General features: G+C 67.1%; 18 protein-coding genes. 10 read left to right on the forward strand and 8 right to left on the reverse strand.

The genetic code is table 11. The features are described from left to right. Positions 1-10: 10 nt before the first annotated feature. From ACTJLF_RS02285 to ACTJLF_RS02295, 3 genes are all read right to left on the reverse strand, one after another. Positions 11-964 (reverse strand): crotonase/enoyl-CoA hydratase family protein, encoded by a 954-nt coding sequence (locus ACTJLF_RS02285; protein WP_440882411.1) that lies wholly within the window; start codon positions 962-964, stop codon positions 11-13. Positions 965-1,049: 85 nt separating this feature from the next. Continuing rightward, on the reverse strand, positions 1,050-2,546 hold the full coding sequence (locus ACTJLF_RS02290; RefSeq protein WP_440882412.1) for an ATP-binding protein: 1,497 nt from the start codon (positions 2,544-2,546) through the stop codon (positions 1,050-1,052). Continuing rightward, positions 2,543-3,268: a response regulator transcription factor gene (locus ACTJLF_RS02295; protein ID WP_019652915.1), complete on the reverse strand. Its 726-nt coding sequence runs from the start codon at positions 3,266-3,268 to the stop codon at positions 2,543-2,545. The genes ACTJLF_RS02290 and ACTJLF_RS02295 overlap by 4 nt, the downstream gene beginning before the upstream one ends. 99 nt (positions 3,269-3,367) lie before the next feature. On the opposite strand from ACTJLF_RS02295, the gene ACTJLF_RS02300 reads away from it, so the two are divergent. From ACTJLF_RS02300 to msrA, 4 genes are all read left to right on the forward strand, one after another. Continuing rightward, a complete protein-coding gene (locus ACTJLF_RS02300) occupies positions 3,368-4,009 on the forward strand; it encodes a cytochrome b/b6 domain-containing protein (RefSeq protein WP_440882413.1) in 642 nt (213 codons plus the stop codon). Then, positions 4,009-4,800, forward strand: coding sequence for a molybdopterin-dependent oxidoreductase (locus ACTJLF_RS02305; protein ID WP_019652917.1), 792 nt, complete (start codon positions 4,009-4,011; stop codon positions 4,798-4,800). The genes ACTJLF_RS02300 and ACTJLF_RS02305 overlap by 1 nt, the downstream gene beginning before the upstream one ends. Positions 4,801-4,904: 104 nt before the next feature. Then, positions 4,905-5,156 (forward strand): pentapeptide MXKDX repeat protein, encoded by a 252-nt coding sequence (locus ACTJLF_RS02310; protein ID WP_132750870.1) that lies wholly within the window; start codon positions 4,905-4,907, stop codon positions 5,154-5,156. Between the two features lie 107 nt (positions 5,157-5,263). Further along, the gene (gene msrA, locus ACTJLF_RS02315) at positions 5,264-5,965 is read left to right on the forward strand and encodes a peptide-methionine (S)-S-oxide reductase MsrA (protein WP_440882414.1); all 702 of its coding nucleotides are present in this window, start codon (positions 5,264-5,266) and stop codon (positions 5,963-5,965) included. 12 nt (positions 5,966-5,977) lie between these two features. On the opposite strand, the gene ACTJLF_RS02320 is transcribed toward msrA, so the two are convergent. Continuing rightward, the gene (locus tag ACTJLF_RS02320) at positions 5,978-6,985 is read right to left on the reverse strand and encodes a class I fructose-bisphosphate aldolase (protein ID WP_440882415.1); all 1,008 of its coding nucleotides are present in this window, start codon (positions 6,983-6,985) and stop codon (positions 5,978-5,980) included. 170 nt (positions 6,986-7,155) lie between these two features. Between ACTJLF_RS02320 and ACTJLF_RS02325 the strand changes: the two genes are divergently transcribed. Together ACTJLF_RS02325 and ACTJLF_RS02330 are read left to right on the forward strand one after the other, a co-directional pair. Continuing rightward, a complete protein-coding gene (locus ACTJLF_RS02325) occupies positions 7,156-7,710 on the forward strand; it encodes a DUF2844 domain-containing protein (RefSeq protein WP_440882416.1) in 555 nt (184 codons plus the stop codon). A gap of 73 nt (positions 7,711-7,783) precedes the next feature. After that, positions 7,784-9,115, forward strand: coding sequence for a DUF3443 family protein (locus ACTJLF_RS02330; RefSeq protein WP_440882417.1), 1,332 nt, complete (start codon positions 7,784-7,786; stop codon positions 9,113-9,115). Positions 9,116-9,128: 13 nt separating this feature from the next. On the opposite strand, the gene ACTJLF_RS02335 is transcribed toward ACTJLF_RS02330, so the two are convergent. Next, a complete protein-coding gene (locus ACTJLF_RS02335; RefSeq protein ID WP_440882418.1) occupies positions 9,129-10,301 on the reverse strand; it encodes an NAD(P)/FAD-dependent oxidoreductase in 1,173 nt (390 codons plus the stop codon). A 57-nt stretch (positions 10,302-10,358) separates the two neighbouring features. On the opposite strand from ACTJLF_RS02335, the gene ACTJLF_RS02340 reads away from it, so the two are divergent. After that, positions 10,359-11,270 carry a LysR substrate-binding domain-containing protein gene (locus ACTJLF_RS02340; RefSeq protein ID WP_019652924.1) on the forward strand — a complete coding sequence of 304 codons (912 nt, stop codon included), beginning with the start codon at positions 10,359-10,361 and terminating at the stop codon, positions 11,268-11,270. Here ACTJLF_RS02340 and ACTJLF_RS02345 read toward each other — a convergent pair. Further along, positions 11,267-12,295, reverse strand: coding sequence for an aldo/keto reductase (locus ACTJLF_RS02345; RefSeq protein WP_132750865.1), 1,029 nt, complete (start codon positions 12,293-12,295; stop codon positions 11,267-11,269). The genes ACTJLF_RS02340 and ACTJLF_RS02345 overlap by 4 nt on opposite strands. Next, positions 12,247-12,588, reverse strand: coding sequence for a hypothetical protein (locus ACTJLF_RS02350; protein WP_440882431.1), 342 nt, complete (start codon positions 12,586-12,588; stop codon positions 12,247-12,249). The genes ACTJLF_RS02345 and ACTJLF_RS02350 overlap by 49 nt, the downstream gene beginning before the upstream one ends. Here ACTJLF_RS02350 and ACTJLF_RS02355 point away from each other — a divergent pair. The 3 genes from ACTJLF_RS02355 to ACTJLF_RS02365 all read left to right on the forward strand — a co-directional run bounded on the left by ACTJLF_RS02355 (position 12,565) and on the right by ACTJLF_RS02365 (position 14,322). After that, positions 12,565-13,230 carry a peptidoglycan recognition protein family protein gene (locus tag ACTJLF_RS02355; protein ID WP_440882419.1) on the forward strand — a complete coding sequence of 222 codons (666 nt, stop codon included), beginning with the start codon at positions 12,565-12,567 and terminating at the stop codon, positions 13,228-13,230. The two genes, ACTJLF_RS02350 and ACTJLF_RS02355, sit on opposite strands and share 24 nt — an antisense overlap. Next, entirely contained in the window at positions 13,227-13,778 is a 552-nt protein-coding gene (locus tag ACTJLF_RS02360; RefSeq protein WP_354408352.1) for a hypothetical protein, read from the forward strand. The genes ACTJLF_RS02355 and ACTJLF_RS02360 overlap by 4 nt, the downstream gene beginning before the upstream one ends. 88 nt (positions 13,779-13,866) lie before the next feature. Further along, on the forward strand, positions 13,867-14,322 hold the full coding sequence (locus ACTJLF_RS02365; protein ID WP_184603090.1) for a GNAT family N-acetyltransferase: 456 nt from the start codon (positions 13,867-13,869) through the stop codon (positions 14,320-14,322). A 65-nt stretch (positions 14,323-14,387) separates the two neighbouring features. On the opposite strand, the gene ACTJLF_RS02370 is transcribed toward ACTJLF_RS02365, so the two are convergent. Next, positions 14,388-14,690, reverse strand: a complete 303-nt coding sequence (locus tag ACTJLF_RS02370) for a hypothetical protein (protein WP_184603089.1) — start codon at positions 14,688-14,690, stop codon at positions 14,388-14,390. Between the last annotated feature and the right edge of the window lie 95 nt (positions 14,691-14,785).

The raw sequence follows: 14,785 nt of genomic DNA on the forward strand, positions 1-14,785 counted from the left end.
GCCGTCAGCATCAGCCCGCGGGCGGCACCGCCGCCCGCGCGGCAGCGAGCTTCGCTTCGAGCTCGGCGATGCGCGCCCTCGCCTCGTCGCCTTCCGGAATCGGCCGGCCGCTGTCGCGCCACTGCACAGCGCTCTTGAAGCCCTCGGCCTCCGCCTGCCGCCTGAACCACATGCCCTCGGGGTTGTGGCGGGTGATACCGTCGAACACGGTTGCGAACATCTGGCTTTGCTCCAGCCCCATCGAATGCCAGACCTGGTTGACGACCAGCTTGTGCATCATGAGGTGCGAGCCCGGCACGCCGGCGATGCGCTGTGCGAGCTGCATCGTGGCCTCCTCGAGCCGCTCGGCGGGCACCGAGAAATTGGCCAGCCCCCATTCGGCCGCCTGGACGCCGGTGATGGTGTCGCCGGTGAACATGAGCTGCTTGGCACGCATGGCGCCGAGGCGGTAGGTCCACATCGCGGTGGTCGGGCAGCCCCACACGCGCGTGGGCATGTAGCCGATCCGCGCGTCGTCGGCCATGGTCAGCAGGTCGCAGCACAGCGCGATGTCGCTGCCGCCGGCCACCGCGTAGCCGTGCACCTTGGCGATGGTGGGCTTTCGGCTGCGCCATAGCGCCATGAAGTCGTCGGTGTTGCGCTTCATGGCGGCGTAGTCGAGCATCGGGTCCCACGGCGTCTTCTCCTGTCGGCAGGGGTGGTCGCCGTGCCCTGCGCCGCCTTCGCGGCCGTGGCCCTCGGCGTAGTCGCCGAGGTCGTAGCCGGCGCAGAAGGCGCGGCCCGCACCCTCGACCACGATCACGTGCACCTCGTCGTCGGCCTCGGCCCACTCGACCGCGCGGCGTATCTCGGCGGGCGTGGTCTCACCGATGGCATTGAGCTTCTCGGGCCGGTTCAGCAGGAGGCGCGCGATGCGCGGGTGCTGCGGGTCCTTGTCGATCAGGACGGTGTCGAAGGCTGGCATGGTGGGCTGTCTCCTTGTATCGAGGGTCGGTCGCACCGCTCTTTTAGCATCGACCTCCTCGCGCGCCCAGACCCGGGAAGAGCCTTCAGCCCGCTGCCGCGCCACCGAGCTGGAAGCGGAACACCGCGCCCTTGTCGGGCTGCTCCACCAGCCGTATGTCGCTGCCGTGCAGCTGCAGGATGCGCTTGACGATCACGAGGCCCAGCCCGCCGCTGCTGGCCGTGCCTTCGGATCGCGAGCCGCTCATGAACACCGGGCGCGTGAAGATCGCCTTCTGAAGCTCGCCAGGAATGCCGGGGCCGGTGTCGCTCACCTGCACGGTCACGCCGCCGTTCTCGGCGCGCAGCTGCACCACGATCTCGCCGCCCTCGGGGGTGTGGCGGATGGCGTTGTCCAGCAGGTTGGTCAGCACGCGCTCGATCATGCCGAGATCGGCCGACACCACCGGCAGGCCCGGCGCGATGTCGGGCTTCAGGCGCTGGTGCCTGGCCTCCGCCGCCAGCTCGAACTTCTGGAACACGTCCTGCACCAGGTCGGCGAGCGCGAAGCTTTCCTTCTCGGGCTTGACCACGCCGTATTCGAGCCGCGCCAGCTCGAAGGCCTCCTGCGCCAGCCGGCCCACCTTGCGGCTCTGGCCGAGCGCGATCTCGAGGTAGCGGCGCCGCTCCGCCTCGTCGAGCGTGCCGGCCTTGAGCAGCAGCGTCTCGAGGTAACCGTGCAGCGACGTGAGCGGCGTGCGCAGGTCGTGCGAGATGTTGGCGAAGAGTTCGCGGCGCTGCTGGTCCTGCAGGGTCAGCTCGCGCCATTGCTCGGCGATGCGGCGCGTCATCTGCGCGAAGGCCTGGCCGAGCTGGGCGATCTCGTCGCTGCCATGCGAAAGCCGCTCCAGCGTGGGCGCCTCGCCTTCGAGCGATGCGATGCCCTCGCTCTCGAAGCGCTTCACCGCCGCGGTGAGCTCGCGCAGCGGCCGCGTGATGAGGCGGAACGCCGCCAGCCCCGCCAGCAGACCGAGCAGAGACACCAGACCCATCGTCCACAGCGTGGTGCGCAGCACGTTGTCGGCCGCCACGTTGGCGACCAGCGCGTCGTGGTCCTCGCCCTGCAGCACCACGTAGACGTAGCCGGCGTCGCGACCGCCCATCTGCAGCGGCGCGGCGCTGAACACCTTCGCGCCGTTCGGGCTGCGAGGGTCGTCCCCCGCGATCGGCAGCGGCGCGCCCGACAGCAGCTTGCGGATGGGCCCCAGGTCGACCCTGTCGCGCTTCAGGTGCCCGGGCGGCGCGGCCTGCGCCTCGATGCGGCCGTCCAGTCCGAGCAGGTAGACCTCCACGCTGGGGTTGACGGCCATCAGCTTGTCGAACAGGTCCTTCACCGCCGCCTGGTCGAGCCCGCCGGGCTTCATGAGTTCGGAGTTCTCGGCGATGTGCGCCGCCAGCCCGAGCGACAGGCGCTGGACGACTTCCTGCTCATGCATGCCGTTGGAGCGCACCTGCAGCCACACCGATGCGCCGCAGCACACCAGCAGCAGCACCGCGAACACGGCCGACAGCCGCCGCGAGAGCGTGGCCCAGGCCATCATCATGCGGCCTCCTCCGCGCTGCCGGTGCCCGAGAGCTTGTAGCCGCGCCCCCACACGGTGAGGATGCGCTTCGGCTGCGCCGGATCGGCCTCCACCTTGGTGCGCAGCCGGTTGATGTGGGTGTTGACGGTGTGCTCGTAGCCGTCGTGCTGGTAGCCCCAGACCTGGTTGAGCAGATCGAGCCGAGAGAACACCTTGCCGGGGTTGCGCGCGAAGAAGTACAGCAGGTCGAACTCGCGCGGCGTGAGTTCGACCGGCTTGCCGTCCACCCGAACCTCGCGCGACAGCGGCTCGATGTCGAGGTTGCCCAGCGTGAGGCTGCCCGAGTCCATGCGCGCGTTGCGCGCCATCGCGTCGGTACGCCGCAGCAGCGCCTTCACCCGCGCCACCAGCTCCAGCACCGAGAAAGGCTTGGCAAGGTAGTCGTCGGCCCCCAGCTCCAGCCCGAGGATGCGGTGCACCTCGCTGGACCGGGCGCTGATGATGATGATCGGCGTGTATCGCGTCATCGCGCGGGCTCGGCGGCAGATCTCCAGGCCGTCTATGCCGGGCAGCATCAGGTCGAGCACCAGCGCGTCCCAGTTGCCGCGCTCCAGCTCGCGAAGGCCGGCATGGCCGTCGGCGGCATGCTCGATGGCGTAGCCCTCGTCGCGCAGGTGCATGCGCAGCAGCTCGGCAATGTGGGCGTCGTCCTCGACGATCAGCACGCGCTTGGGAGTGTCCATGGTGGCGCCATTGTCCCGCCAACCGGCCGGCGGAGTTATCACGATTAATTGAACTTTGCGTGATGAATCGGCCATGGGGTGCGCCCAAGAATCCGCTCCATGAACAGCACGACAGCCACCGCCCCCATCACCGCAACGGCCGAAGCCGGGCCGGTCCACCCGCTGTGGATGCGCATCTCGCACTGGCTCAACGCCCTGGCCGTGGTGATCCTGGTGACCAGCGGCTGGCGCATCTACGACGCGGCGCCCTTCTTCCCCTTCAACATCCCGACCGTGGTGACGCTCGGCGGCTGGCTCGGCGGCGCCCTGCAGTGGCATTTCGCCGCGATGTGGCTGCTGGTGGCCAACGGCCTGTTCTACCTGTTCATGAACATCGCCACCGGGCGGCTGGCCGCGAAGTTCTTTCCGCTGACGCCGGCCGGGGTCTGGCGCGACGCCCTGGCCGCCCTGAAGGGCAAGCTCTCGCACGCCGACCCGCGCCAATACAACAACGTGCAGAAGCTGGCCTACCTGTTCGTGATGCTCGACCTGATCGTGATCGTGCTCTCGGGCCTGGTGCTGTGGAAGTCGGTGCAGTTCCCGGTGCTACGCGAGCTGATGGGCGGCTACGAGTCGGCCCGCCGCGTGCACTTCTTCGGCATGGCAGCGATCGTCGGCTTCGTCGTCGTGCACCTCGTGATGGTGGCCCTGGTGCCCCGCACGCTCCTCACCATGATCCGCGGTCGCGCGGCCAAAGCCTGATGAAAATCTTCAAAGCCCCCACCCTGAGCGGCATCGACGGCGACGCCGTGCTGCGCGAAGCCCGCACGCTGATCTCGAAGAAGCTCGACGAGCCCTCGCGCCGCGTGTTCCTGCGTCGCTCGCTCACCCTCGGCGGCCTGTCGCTTCTCACCGGCTGCAGCATCAGCGACAACGCGCAGGTGGAAGCCGCGCTCACGAAGATCTCGCGCCTCAACGACAAGGTGCAGGGCCTGATCTTCAGCCCGACGCAGCTCGCGCCCACGTACACCGAGGCCGAGATCACGCGCCCCTTCCCGTTCAACGCCTACTACGGCGAGGACGAGGTCCGCGAGGTCGACGAGGCCAGCTACAAGCTGGAGGTGACCGGCATGGTTGCCGACCGGCACGCCTGGACGCTGGCCGAGCTGCGCGCCATGCCGCAGCAGGAGCAGATCACGCGGCACATCTGCGTGGAGGGCTGGAGCGCCATCGGCAGGTGGGGCGGCGTGCGCTTTGCCGACTTCCTGCGCCACATCGGCGCCGACCTGACGGCGAAGTACGTCGGCTTCAAGTGCGCGGACGACTACTACACCAGCATCGACATGCCCACCGCGCTGCACCCGCAGACGCTGCTCGCGCTGAGCTACGACGGCCAGCCGTTGCCGCCGAAGTACGGCTTTCCGATGAAGCTGCGCATGCCGACCAAGCTTGGCTACAAGAACCCGAAGCACATCAAGGCGATGTTCGTCACCAACACCTATTCCGGTGGCTACTGGGAAGACCAGGGCTACAACTGGTTCGGAGGGAGCTGAGGGGCCGCCAGCCGCTCGACTGCCGAAGAAAGCGAAAGGCGGAGTTCCACAGGGACCGAGCCGACATTGAAAACCCAACCTCAACTCACTCAGGAAGACGCCAAATGAACAAGCTCACCGCAACCCTGCTCGCCACCTGCATGGCCTTCGCCGGCGCCTCGGCCTTTGCCGCCGACGAAATGTCCAAGGACGGCATGGCCAAGGACTCGATGTCCAAGGACGCAATGAAGAAGGACTCGATGGCCAAGGATTCCATGTCGAAGGACGGCATGAAGAAGGATTCGATGGCGAAGGATTCCATGTCCAAGGACGCCATGAAGAAGGACGCCATGGGCAAGGACGAGATGAAGAAGTAAGCCCGCAAGGCACCTCGCAAGCGCCATTGACGTCCGACGGATTCGGCGTCAATGTCGCGTGGGCCGCTCCACCGGCCGAAGCCAATCCCGTTCCCCAAGGAATTCCCATGAAATCCCTCGCACTCACCGCCGGCACGCTGGCCGCCGCCGCCCTGGTCTGGCATGCGGTGCCGTCGTTCGCCGAAACCGCCCGTCGCGTGCCCGCCCCCACCGCCGACCTGGTCGCGGCGCCAGGCGCGAAGACCGAAACCGCCGTGTTCGCCGGCGGCTGCTTCTGGGGCGTGCAGGGCGTGTTCCAGCGCGTCAAGGGCGTGAGCAACGCCGTCTCGGGCTATGCCGGCGGCGAGGCGAAGACGGCGCGCTACGACGAAGTCGGGTCGGGCAGCACGGGCCATGCCGAGTCGGTGCGCATCACCTACGACCCGCAGCAGATCAGCTACGGCAAGCTGCTGCAGATCTACTTCTCGGTGGCGCACGACCCCACCGAGCTCAACCGCCAGGGCCCGGACACCGGCACCCAGTACCGCTCCACGGTGTTCGCCGAGAACGCCGAACAGGCGCGCGTCGCCAGCGCCTACATCGCGCAGCTCAACCAGGCGAAGACCTTCGGCAAGCCGCTGGCCACCACCGTCGAACTGTCGAAGCCCTTCTACGCGGCCGAGGACTACCACCAGGACTACCTGACGCTGCACCCGAGCCAGCCCTACATCGCGATCAACGACATGCCGAAGATCGACGACCTGAAGAAGCTCTTCCCCGAAAGCTACAAGGCCACGCCTTCGCTGGTGAAGGCGGCCAAGGCCGGCTGAGCGGACGCCTGGCTACTCCTTGTATTCGCCACGGCGCGCGGCCCGGTTGGCACTGGTGCGCTCCACCAGCGCCTGCTGGGCGGCCGCCACATTGGCCGCGTCGCCCTTCCACGCGTCGAGCGCCGGCTGCTGCACCGCGCGAGAGAAAGAGAAGGTCAGCGCCCATGGCAGGCGCGACCTGTAGCGGCGGTTCATCTCGTTGAGCCGCGCGGACGCCAGCTGCGCCGGCTGGCCGCCCGAGAGAAACGCCACGCCGGGCACCACGGCCGGCACGGTCCGCAGCAGGCACTGCACAGTCGCCTCGGCCACGGCCTCGACGGAATCCTGCACGCCGGCCTTCAGGCCCGGCAGCACCATGTTGGGCTTCAGCAGCATGCCTTCGAGCAGCACGCCCTGCGCACGCAGTTCGACGAAGGTTCGGTGCAGCACCTCCTCGGTGACCTCGGCGCAGCGCGCGAGCGAGTGGCCGCCGTCCATCAGCACCTCGGGTTCGACGATGGGCACCAGCCCGGCCTCCTGGCACAGGGCGGCATAGCGCGCCAGTGCATGTGCGTTGACGCGAATGCAGGCTCGGCTCGGCAGGCCGTCGCCGATGGCGATCACGCCGCGCCACTTGGCGAAGCGCGCGCCCATCGTGGCGTATTCGGCAAGGCGCTCGCGCAGGCCGTCGAGTCCTTCCGTAACAGTCTCGCCAGGGTGTCCCGCCAGCGGCTTGGCGCCCATGTCGACCTTGATGCCGGGGATGATGCCGGCATCGGCCAGCGCCTTCGCGAAGGGCTGGCCCGCGTTGGTCTTCTGCCGGATCGTCTCGTCGAACAGGATCGCGCCCGAGATGCTGTCGGCCAGGCCCGGCGCGGTGACGATCAGCTCGCGCCAGTCGCGCCTCGCAGCTTCGGTCTGCGGTATGCCGAGCGCGGCGAAGCGCTTGTTGCAGGTGGCGTTGCTCTCGTCCATCGCGAGCAGGCCCTTGTCGTGCGCGACGAGCGTGTGGGCGGTGTCGATCAGGGTTCGTTCGGTCATGCTGGGCACCTCTCTGGCGGGCATGGTACGCCCGCTCCGCTCACTCGTTAACACCGCGAACCTGATCGCTGGCCGACTTGGCGGCACAGCCTGTGCGACCGGCTCGGTCTTTATGGAGGCGCAGCATGCGGGCAGTAACCTCTTCGCGGTCGGGACGGAAAGGAAACTGAATGGAACGCGGATCACGAGAGCGCCATGCGCGCGACGCCAAGATGCCATTGATGCTGGCGGCCCTGGCGCTGGCCGCGTCCGTGTTCGCAACGCCCATCGCGTTCGCGGAACTGGGCGGCGCCCCCACGCTGGCGCCGAGCCAGCGCATCGACGCCGTGTCGCGCAAGGCGGCCGCTTCCGAGGCAACCGGTGCTGCGGCCAGGACGGAATCCGCCGCGGGCTGGAGCACACGGGAAACAACGTCCGACGATGGCATGGTCCAGCGCGAGTACCTGACGGCCGACGGCACGGTGTTCGCCGTCGCATGGCGCGGGCCGCGCCGGCCGGAACTCTCGGTGCTGTTGGGCACGCGCTACGCCAGGCAGATGGCCGACAACGCCCGCGCGCAGCGCCAGCTGGGCAGAGGCTCTCACGCCACGACCTCGCAGGCGGACCAGACCTTCGCGGTCCACGCCTCGTCGCACCAGCGGTTGTCGACCGGCGTCGCCTGGCTGCCACGGATGCTGCCCGCGGGTGTCGATCCCGACTCGCTGGCCATCGCGCAAGGCTCCTGATCGTTTCAACTCATCTTCGCCCTTCGTGCCCATGGACTCACGACAAGCAGGCAGCCCGCGCACAGCCGGTGCCATGAACCTCCTTCGCGCCGTGGCTTGTGCCGCGAGCCTGCTGGGCCTCGCCGCCTGCGGTGGGGGTGGCGGCGGAGGTGGCGGCGGCGCACTGCCGATCGGGCTCTTGCCCACTTCGACCCCGGCCCCTGGCGGCACCACGCCGGCGGCAGCCACGGCCCCTGCTCCGACGCCCGGCACGGCCCCTTCCGCCGCCGCGTCGAGTTCGCAGAATTCGATGCCGCTCACCGTGTCCAACGGCACCGATTCGAGCGGCGTCAACCTGCCGCAGGTGAGCATCAAGCTCTGCGCCCCGGGAACCGGCACCTGCCAGACCATCGACAACGTGCTTGTCGACACCGGCTCCACCGGCATCCGCATTGCCGCCGATGCGCTGAACTCGGCGATGAAGTCGGCCCTGCCCCAGGAAGCCGTGAACGGAGCGCCACTGAACGCCTGCGCCCAGTTCCTCGATGGCTACACATGGGGAACGATGCGTGTCGCCGACGTCACGCTCGGGCCGAAGTCCGCCAGCGCGCAGCCGCTGCAGATCGTGGGAGACCCGAACTCCGGCACCGTGCCCGCCGCATGCTCGGACAACAACACGCTGCAGCCCGAGAACACGCCCGACAAACTCGGCACGAACGGCATCATCGGCGTCGCCGCAGCGCTTCAAGACTGCGGCCCGGCATGCGCACAGAGGGTCATCCCCGCCACCTACTACACCTGCGCCGCCGGCGCGTCATGCCAGGGCACGACGGTTCCCCTCGCGATGCAGGCCCAGAACGTGGTCGCCAGTTTCGCGCAGGACAACAACGGCGTCGTGCTCGGCCTGCCGGCGATCTCGTCGGCCGGACAGGGCGTGACCGTCGGCACGCTCTACTTCGGCGTGGCGACGCAAGGCAACAACGCCATGACCGGCGCCACGGTGCTGAAGACCGACTCGCGCACGCTCAGCGTTTCGGTCAGCTACAAGAACGCCAGCTTTCCCGACAGCTTCCTGGACAGCGGATCGAACTTCTTCTTCCTCAACGATTCCACGATCGCCCAGTGCGCGAGCAACGGCTCGTTCAAGGGCTTCTACTGCCCTCCAAGCACACTGGCGCTCAACGCCAGCTTCACTGCGGCGACAGGCCCGGCCCTGAGCCAGAGCTTCGCGATCGCGAGCGCGCAGTCGCTCTTCACGAGCAACCCGGGCGTCGTGGCGGTCGACAACATCGCCGCCGCAAGCTCCGGAACGAGCGCGATCGACTTCGGCCTTCCCTTCTTCTACGGCAGGCTGGTGGCCGTCCTCAACGAGGGGCAATCGGCGCTCGGCCAACAGGGGCCGTTCACCGCGCTTGCAACGCCCTGAAGAAAATCCCGGCCTAGATCACGTTCTTCTCGAGCAGCGGCGTGTTCTCGAGGATCCGCGCGAAGGACACCGGGGACAGATCGAGGCTGCGGTACTCGCCGAAGCGGATCAGCTCCGCGATGCCGCGCCCCGCCGCCGGGCACTGCTGCAGCCCGTGGCCCGAGAAGCCGTTGGCGAAGTAGAGGTTGTCGCAGTCGGGGTGCAGGCCGAGGATGGCGTTGTGGTCGAACAGGTTCATCTCGTAGTAGCCGGCCCAGGCGCCTGTCATGCGGATGGCCTCGAAGGCAGGTATGCGCTCGGCCAGCGCGGGCCAGATGAAACCGTCGAAGGCTTCGTATTCGACTTCGAGCGGCGCGTCATCATGGTCCCGGTCTTCGGGAGGCGCGAAGCCGCAGATGAACTGGCGGCCCTCGGGCCGCAGCCAGATACCGGATGTGTCGATCAACAGCGGGCATCCGGGCAGTGCCTGCGGACATGAGAAGCTGAACACGCTGCGGCGGCGGCCGCGCACCGGCAGGTCGATGCCGGCCCATTGCGCGACCTTGGCGGCCCAGGCGCCCGCGGCGTTGACGACGACGTCGGCGTCCAGCGTCTCGCCGTCGTCGAGCTGCACGCCGGTCAGGCTGCGTCCGTCGCGGCGCAGCCCCGTCGCCTGCGCCTGCACGTAGCGCACGCCCTGCGAGACCGCCTTCCTGCGGAAGGCCTGCAGCAGGCTGTAGCCGTCGTACCAGCCCTCGCCCGACAGGCCGAGCGAGGCGAGCGCGATGCCTTCGGTCGATATCCAGGGAAAGCGCGCCTTCAGCTCATCGGGCGTGAGCAGCGCCACGTCCACCGCGTGCGCCTTCTGCATCGCGTGGTTCTCGCGCAGCACGTCGGCACCGGCCTGCGAGGCCAGGTAGAGGTAGCCGGGTTCGACGAGGCCGATCTCGGGCATCTCGTCGCCCACGCGCAGGGTCTGGCCGAGATGGCGCAGGAAGTCGATGCCGTAGAGCGACATCCGGATGTTGATGGCGGTGGAGAACTGCTGTCGGATCGAGCTCGCCGACAGCGCCGACGATGCCTGCCTGTACGAGAAGTCGCGCTCGACCACCACGACCTCGAAGCGCTCCCCGTCGGAGTCGCGGGTCAGGAAGTAGGCGATGGCCGAGCCGATGGCCCCGCCTCCGACGATCACCACACGGCGCATGACTTGCCTTTCCTTGTCATCTTTGTTGCTCGACCGCACGCACGCAGAATAGCGCCGATGAGAAAAGACATCCCCAACCTCGGCGCGCTGCAGGCCTTCGAGGCGTCGGCACGGCTGGGCAGCTTCACCCGCGCGGCGAGCGAACTGGCGCTCACGCAGAGCGCAGTCGGCCGGCAGGTGGCCATGCTGGAGCAGCGCCTGGGCGTGCCGCTGTTCTCGCGCGTGCGGCGCCGCCTCACGCTCACCGACACGGGCCGGGAGTACGCGGCGCGCATCCGCCGCCACCTCGACCAGATCCGCCGCGACACGCTGGAGATCAGCGCCGGCCACGAGATGGGCTTCGTGCTGGAACTGGCCGTGGTGCCCACCTTCGCCACGCAGTGGCTCATACCGCGGCTGCCGGAGTTCAGCCGGCTGCATCCGAACATCACGGTGAACCTGTCGGCACGCTCGCAGCCTTTTTCCTTCCAGGAGAACGCCTACGACGCGGCCATCTACTTCGGCGACCAGTTCTGGCCGAACACGCGCGGCGGGCTGATCTTTTCCGAAGGCGAAATGGTGCCCATCTGCAGCCCCGCCTTCCGCGATGCGCATGGGCCGTGGGATGAAGCCGGTCTCGAGCGCTGCCGCCACGTGCACCTGAGCACGCGCGCCCACGCATGGCGCGACTGGTATGCGCAGCAAGGCTGGGAGTACACGGTGCACGCCTCGCGCGGGCCGCGCTACGAGCTCTTCACCATGGTGGTGGCTGCCACCGCGGCCGGCATGGGCGTGGGCCTGGCGCCGCGCATCCTGATCGAGCATGAGTTGCGCACGGGCGAACTCGTGATCCCGGTCGACCGGCACCTGGACGTGCGCCAGGGCTACTACTTCGCGTACCCCGAGGGCCGGCCCGCCTCCGGGGCACTGGAAGACTTCAAGCGCTGGGTGCTCGGGCTGACGCCCGCCTCACCCGGCAAGAAAGCCTAGACCGGGTTCGGGTTGCGCTCCAGGAAGCCCTGCTGGTGCCAGTAGGGATAGGCCCGCGTCGTCGCGCTGGCCGCGTCGAGCTCGGCAACCTGCGCGGGCGTGAGGTTCCAGCCCACCGCGCCGAGGTTCTGCCGCAGCTGCGCCTCGTCGCGAGCGCCGATCACCACGCTGGACACGGTTGGGCGCTGCAGCAGCCAGTTGAGCGCCACCTGCGGCACCGTCTTGCCGACTTCGGCGCCGACCTTCTCCAGCGCATCGACCACGCGGTACAGCAGCTCGTCGGGCACGGGAGGGCCCATGTCGGCCGTCACGTGCAGCCGGCTGTTGGCGGGCAGCGGCTGTCCGCGGCGGATCTTGCCCGTGAGCCGGCCCCAGCCCAGCGGGCTCCACACTACCGCGCCCACGCCCTGGTCGATGCCCAGCGGCATCAGCTCCCACTCGTAGTCGCGGCCGACCAGCGAGTAGTACGCCTGGTTCGCGACGTAGCGCGCGAGGCCGTACCGGTCCGACACGGCCAGCGACTTCATCAGGTGCCAGCCGGAGAAGTTCGACACGCCGATGTAGCGCAGCTTGCCTGCGCGCACCAGGTCATCGAGCGTGCCCAGCGTCTCCTCCACCGGCGTGCTCGCATCGAAACCGTGGAGCTGGAACAGGTCGATGTAGTCGGTGCCCAGTCGCTTGAGCGAGGCATCGACGGCCTGCACGAGGTGATGGCGCGACGAACCCACGTCGTTCGGCCCCTCACCGCTGCGGAAGGTGGCCTTGGTGGAGATCAGCAGCCCGTCGCGCGGCCTGCCCTTGATCGCCTCGCCGAGCACCGACTCGGCCGCGCCGGCCGAGTAGATGTCGGCGCTGTCGAACATGTTCACGCCCGCTTCGAGGCAGATGTCGATGAGCTTGCGCGCCTCGGCCACGTCGGTGCTGCCCCACGCGCTGAAGAACTCGCCCTTGCCCCCGAAGGTGCCGGTGCCAAAACTCAACACGGGGACCTTGAGGCCGGATTTGCCCAGATGACGGTATTCCAAAGTGCTGCTCCTTGGTGCTTGAGGAATTCGGGATGAAGAAGGTCCGGCAGACCGGTCAGTCTGCCGCGCGGCCATTGTTTGATGGCGCGCTCAACCTTGCGCGCGGACGGGGTTTGCGCAACGGGCCACAAATGGTTGACGAAGTCATCACCCAGTTCACTTTTTAAGCCTTTAGCATGCGCCGCGAGGCCGTGCCCCCCGCTCATCCGTTGCGCGAGACACGGCTTCTGCAGAGCAGATAAACAACGAATCTTCAGGGAGGAAAACCCATGCTTGTCGAAATCGACAAACACGGAATGATCAGTCACGCGCGTGTGCGGCATGCGCGCAGCCCGCAGATCGAACGAGGGAAACGCACCGCCGCCATCACCGGCATCGTCGTGCACCAGACCGATGCCGAAACGCTGGAGTCATCGCTGAACAGCTACAGGAACCCCAAGGCCAATGGAGCGCACTTTCTCATCGACAAGGATGGGACGATCTATCAGACGGCGGCGATTTATCAGAGGACGAATCATGTGGGGCCGTTGAAGGCGAGGTGTCTGATAACAGGCAAATGCACCCCGCGGGACTTTCCGGCAAAGGCTGGAGCCACAGCGATTCATCGCATTGAAATGCGCAAGGCGCCGCATGAGCGCTATCCAGGCAACATGGAAGCCATCGGAATCGAGATGGTTGGCAGGGCAAGACTGCCCGCTGGGTTCCGGCCCATCCCGGAAGAACGACATTGGTCCCTTGACAAACTGCGAGGCGAGTACGGCATATTCGACACGCCGACCGCCGCGCAAAATCAAGCGCTCTCATGGCTGGTAAGCGTACTTGAGGACTCGAGGCAAATGCCTCACACCGAGGTATTCCGCCATCCCTTGGTCAGCAGCAAGAACAAGACCGAAGCCCAGGGCGCAAACTGGAATCTGCCCGTACCAAAGCCATGAACAAGTTCAACTCCCTCATCGTCACGACCTTGATCGTGGCGACAGGAATAGCTGTAGCAGAGGCGGCTGACCGGCGATATCCCCTCGCTTACGTGCAAAAGATCGAGATCACGGAGCCGTCGCGCCGAACGGCCTGGGAAGACAAGGATTTCCTGGATTGCGACGATGTCGTGCTAACGGAAGAGGACGTCCGCTACGCCCTGCTTCATATGCGCAGGGTTTCATGGAGTGCCTATGCCCCTGAAAACACCGACACCACTGGATGCAAGGGCAGTGTGCTGGTGACGTTCAAGAATGGAAGGATTCTGGCCATGGGCATTGAGCCCACCGGGCGAATCACCACCGCAGAGTACGACACCGGAATGAAAGTCACGGCAAGTCCTGCGGGCTTCTACGAATGCGACCCTTGCAGGGAGCGCAAGATGAAGCTTCTGAAAGACGCGCTATATCGAGCCGATGAGCGAAGGCTCAAGAAGCTGGAGGCGGAAGGAAAAATTCCGCCGGGTGAAGCAGAACGTCGCCTGAAGACATTGAGGGCGAGCCGCTGACCCTTGTTCTCCACCCAACCCGCTTCGGCGGGTTTTCTTTCGCCCCACACTCCCAATCAACCGCCCGTCGGCTGGATACCATCGCCCGATGCGAATCTCCCTCGAAAGCCCCGCCCAACCCGACGTCATCCAGCTCATCGACGACCTCGATGCCTACCAGAAGCCGCTCTACCCGCCCGAGTGCCACTACGGCATCGACATCGCGGCGTTGTCGGCGCCGAACGTGCTGTTCGCCGTCGCCCGCGATGGCGAGGGCACGGCCATCGGCTGCGGCGCCATCGTCATGGAGCCGGAGTTCGGCGAGCTCAAGCGCATGTATGTGCGCCCCGAGAACCGGGGGCAAGGTGTCGCGGCGAAAGTGCTGGGCTTCCTTGAAGGCGAAGCGATGGCGCGTGGCTGCGCGATGTTCAGGCTGGAAACGGGCGTGAGCCAGCCGGAGGCGCTGTCGTTCTATGCGCGCTCGGGCTACGCGCGGCGCGGGCCGTTCGGGAGCTACCCGGATGACCCGCTGAGCGTGTTCATGCAAAAGGAAATCGCAAGCTGAGAGGCTGCCGTCTCCGTCGCCGATGAATCCGGTCAGCGCCTGATCTGCACAAGGCCGCGCTGCGCTCAGCCTGCCTCCGGCCTCGCCAACGCCGCACGCATCGCGTGGGTCGCGCTGTCGGCAGCTTCGATGCGACGGCTCATTTCCTCATTGACCAGACGCACCAAAGAGCCGAGCTCGGTGCGCGTGGGACCAAGTTGTTCTGTATCGCCCACCTCTAGCGGCGCGATGAGCTTTTCAAGGCATGTATAGGCGCAGAGCACTTCGCGAAGACTGTCGGTGTCGTCGCAGGCTTGAAGAGCGAGGGCTTCGGCAGCGGCGAAGCGGTTTGATGCGGATGGCGTACGCGAGCGAGTAGAAGCAGCCATGAATGGCCTCCGGTGATAACGCAGAGATGCTTCGAGACGCCAATCCCGAGCACGCCGAGCTTTCGACGTGCGGGCGCAGTTTATCGCCCGGATGA

It is taken from the genome of Variovorax sp. 22077, assembly GCF_052044195.1.
Taxonomy (GTDB): domain Bacteria; phylum Pseudomonadota; class Gammaproteobacteria; order Burkholderiales; family Burkholderiaceae_C; genus Variovorax; species Variovorax atrisoli.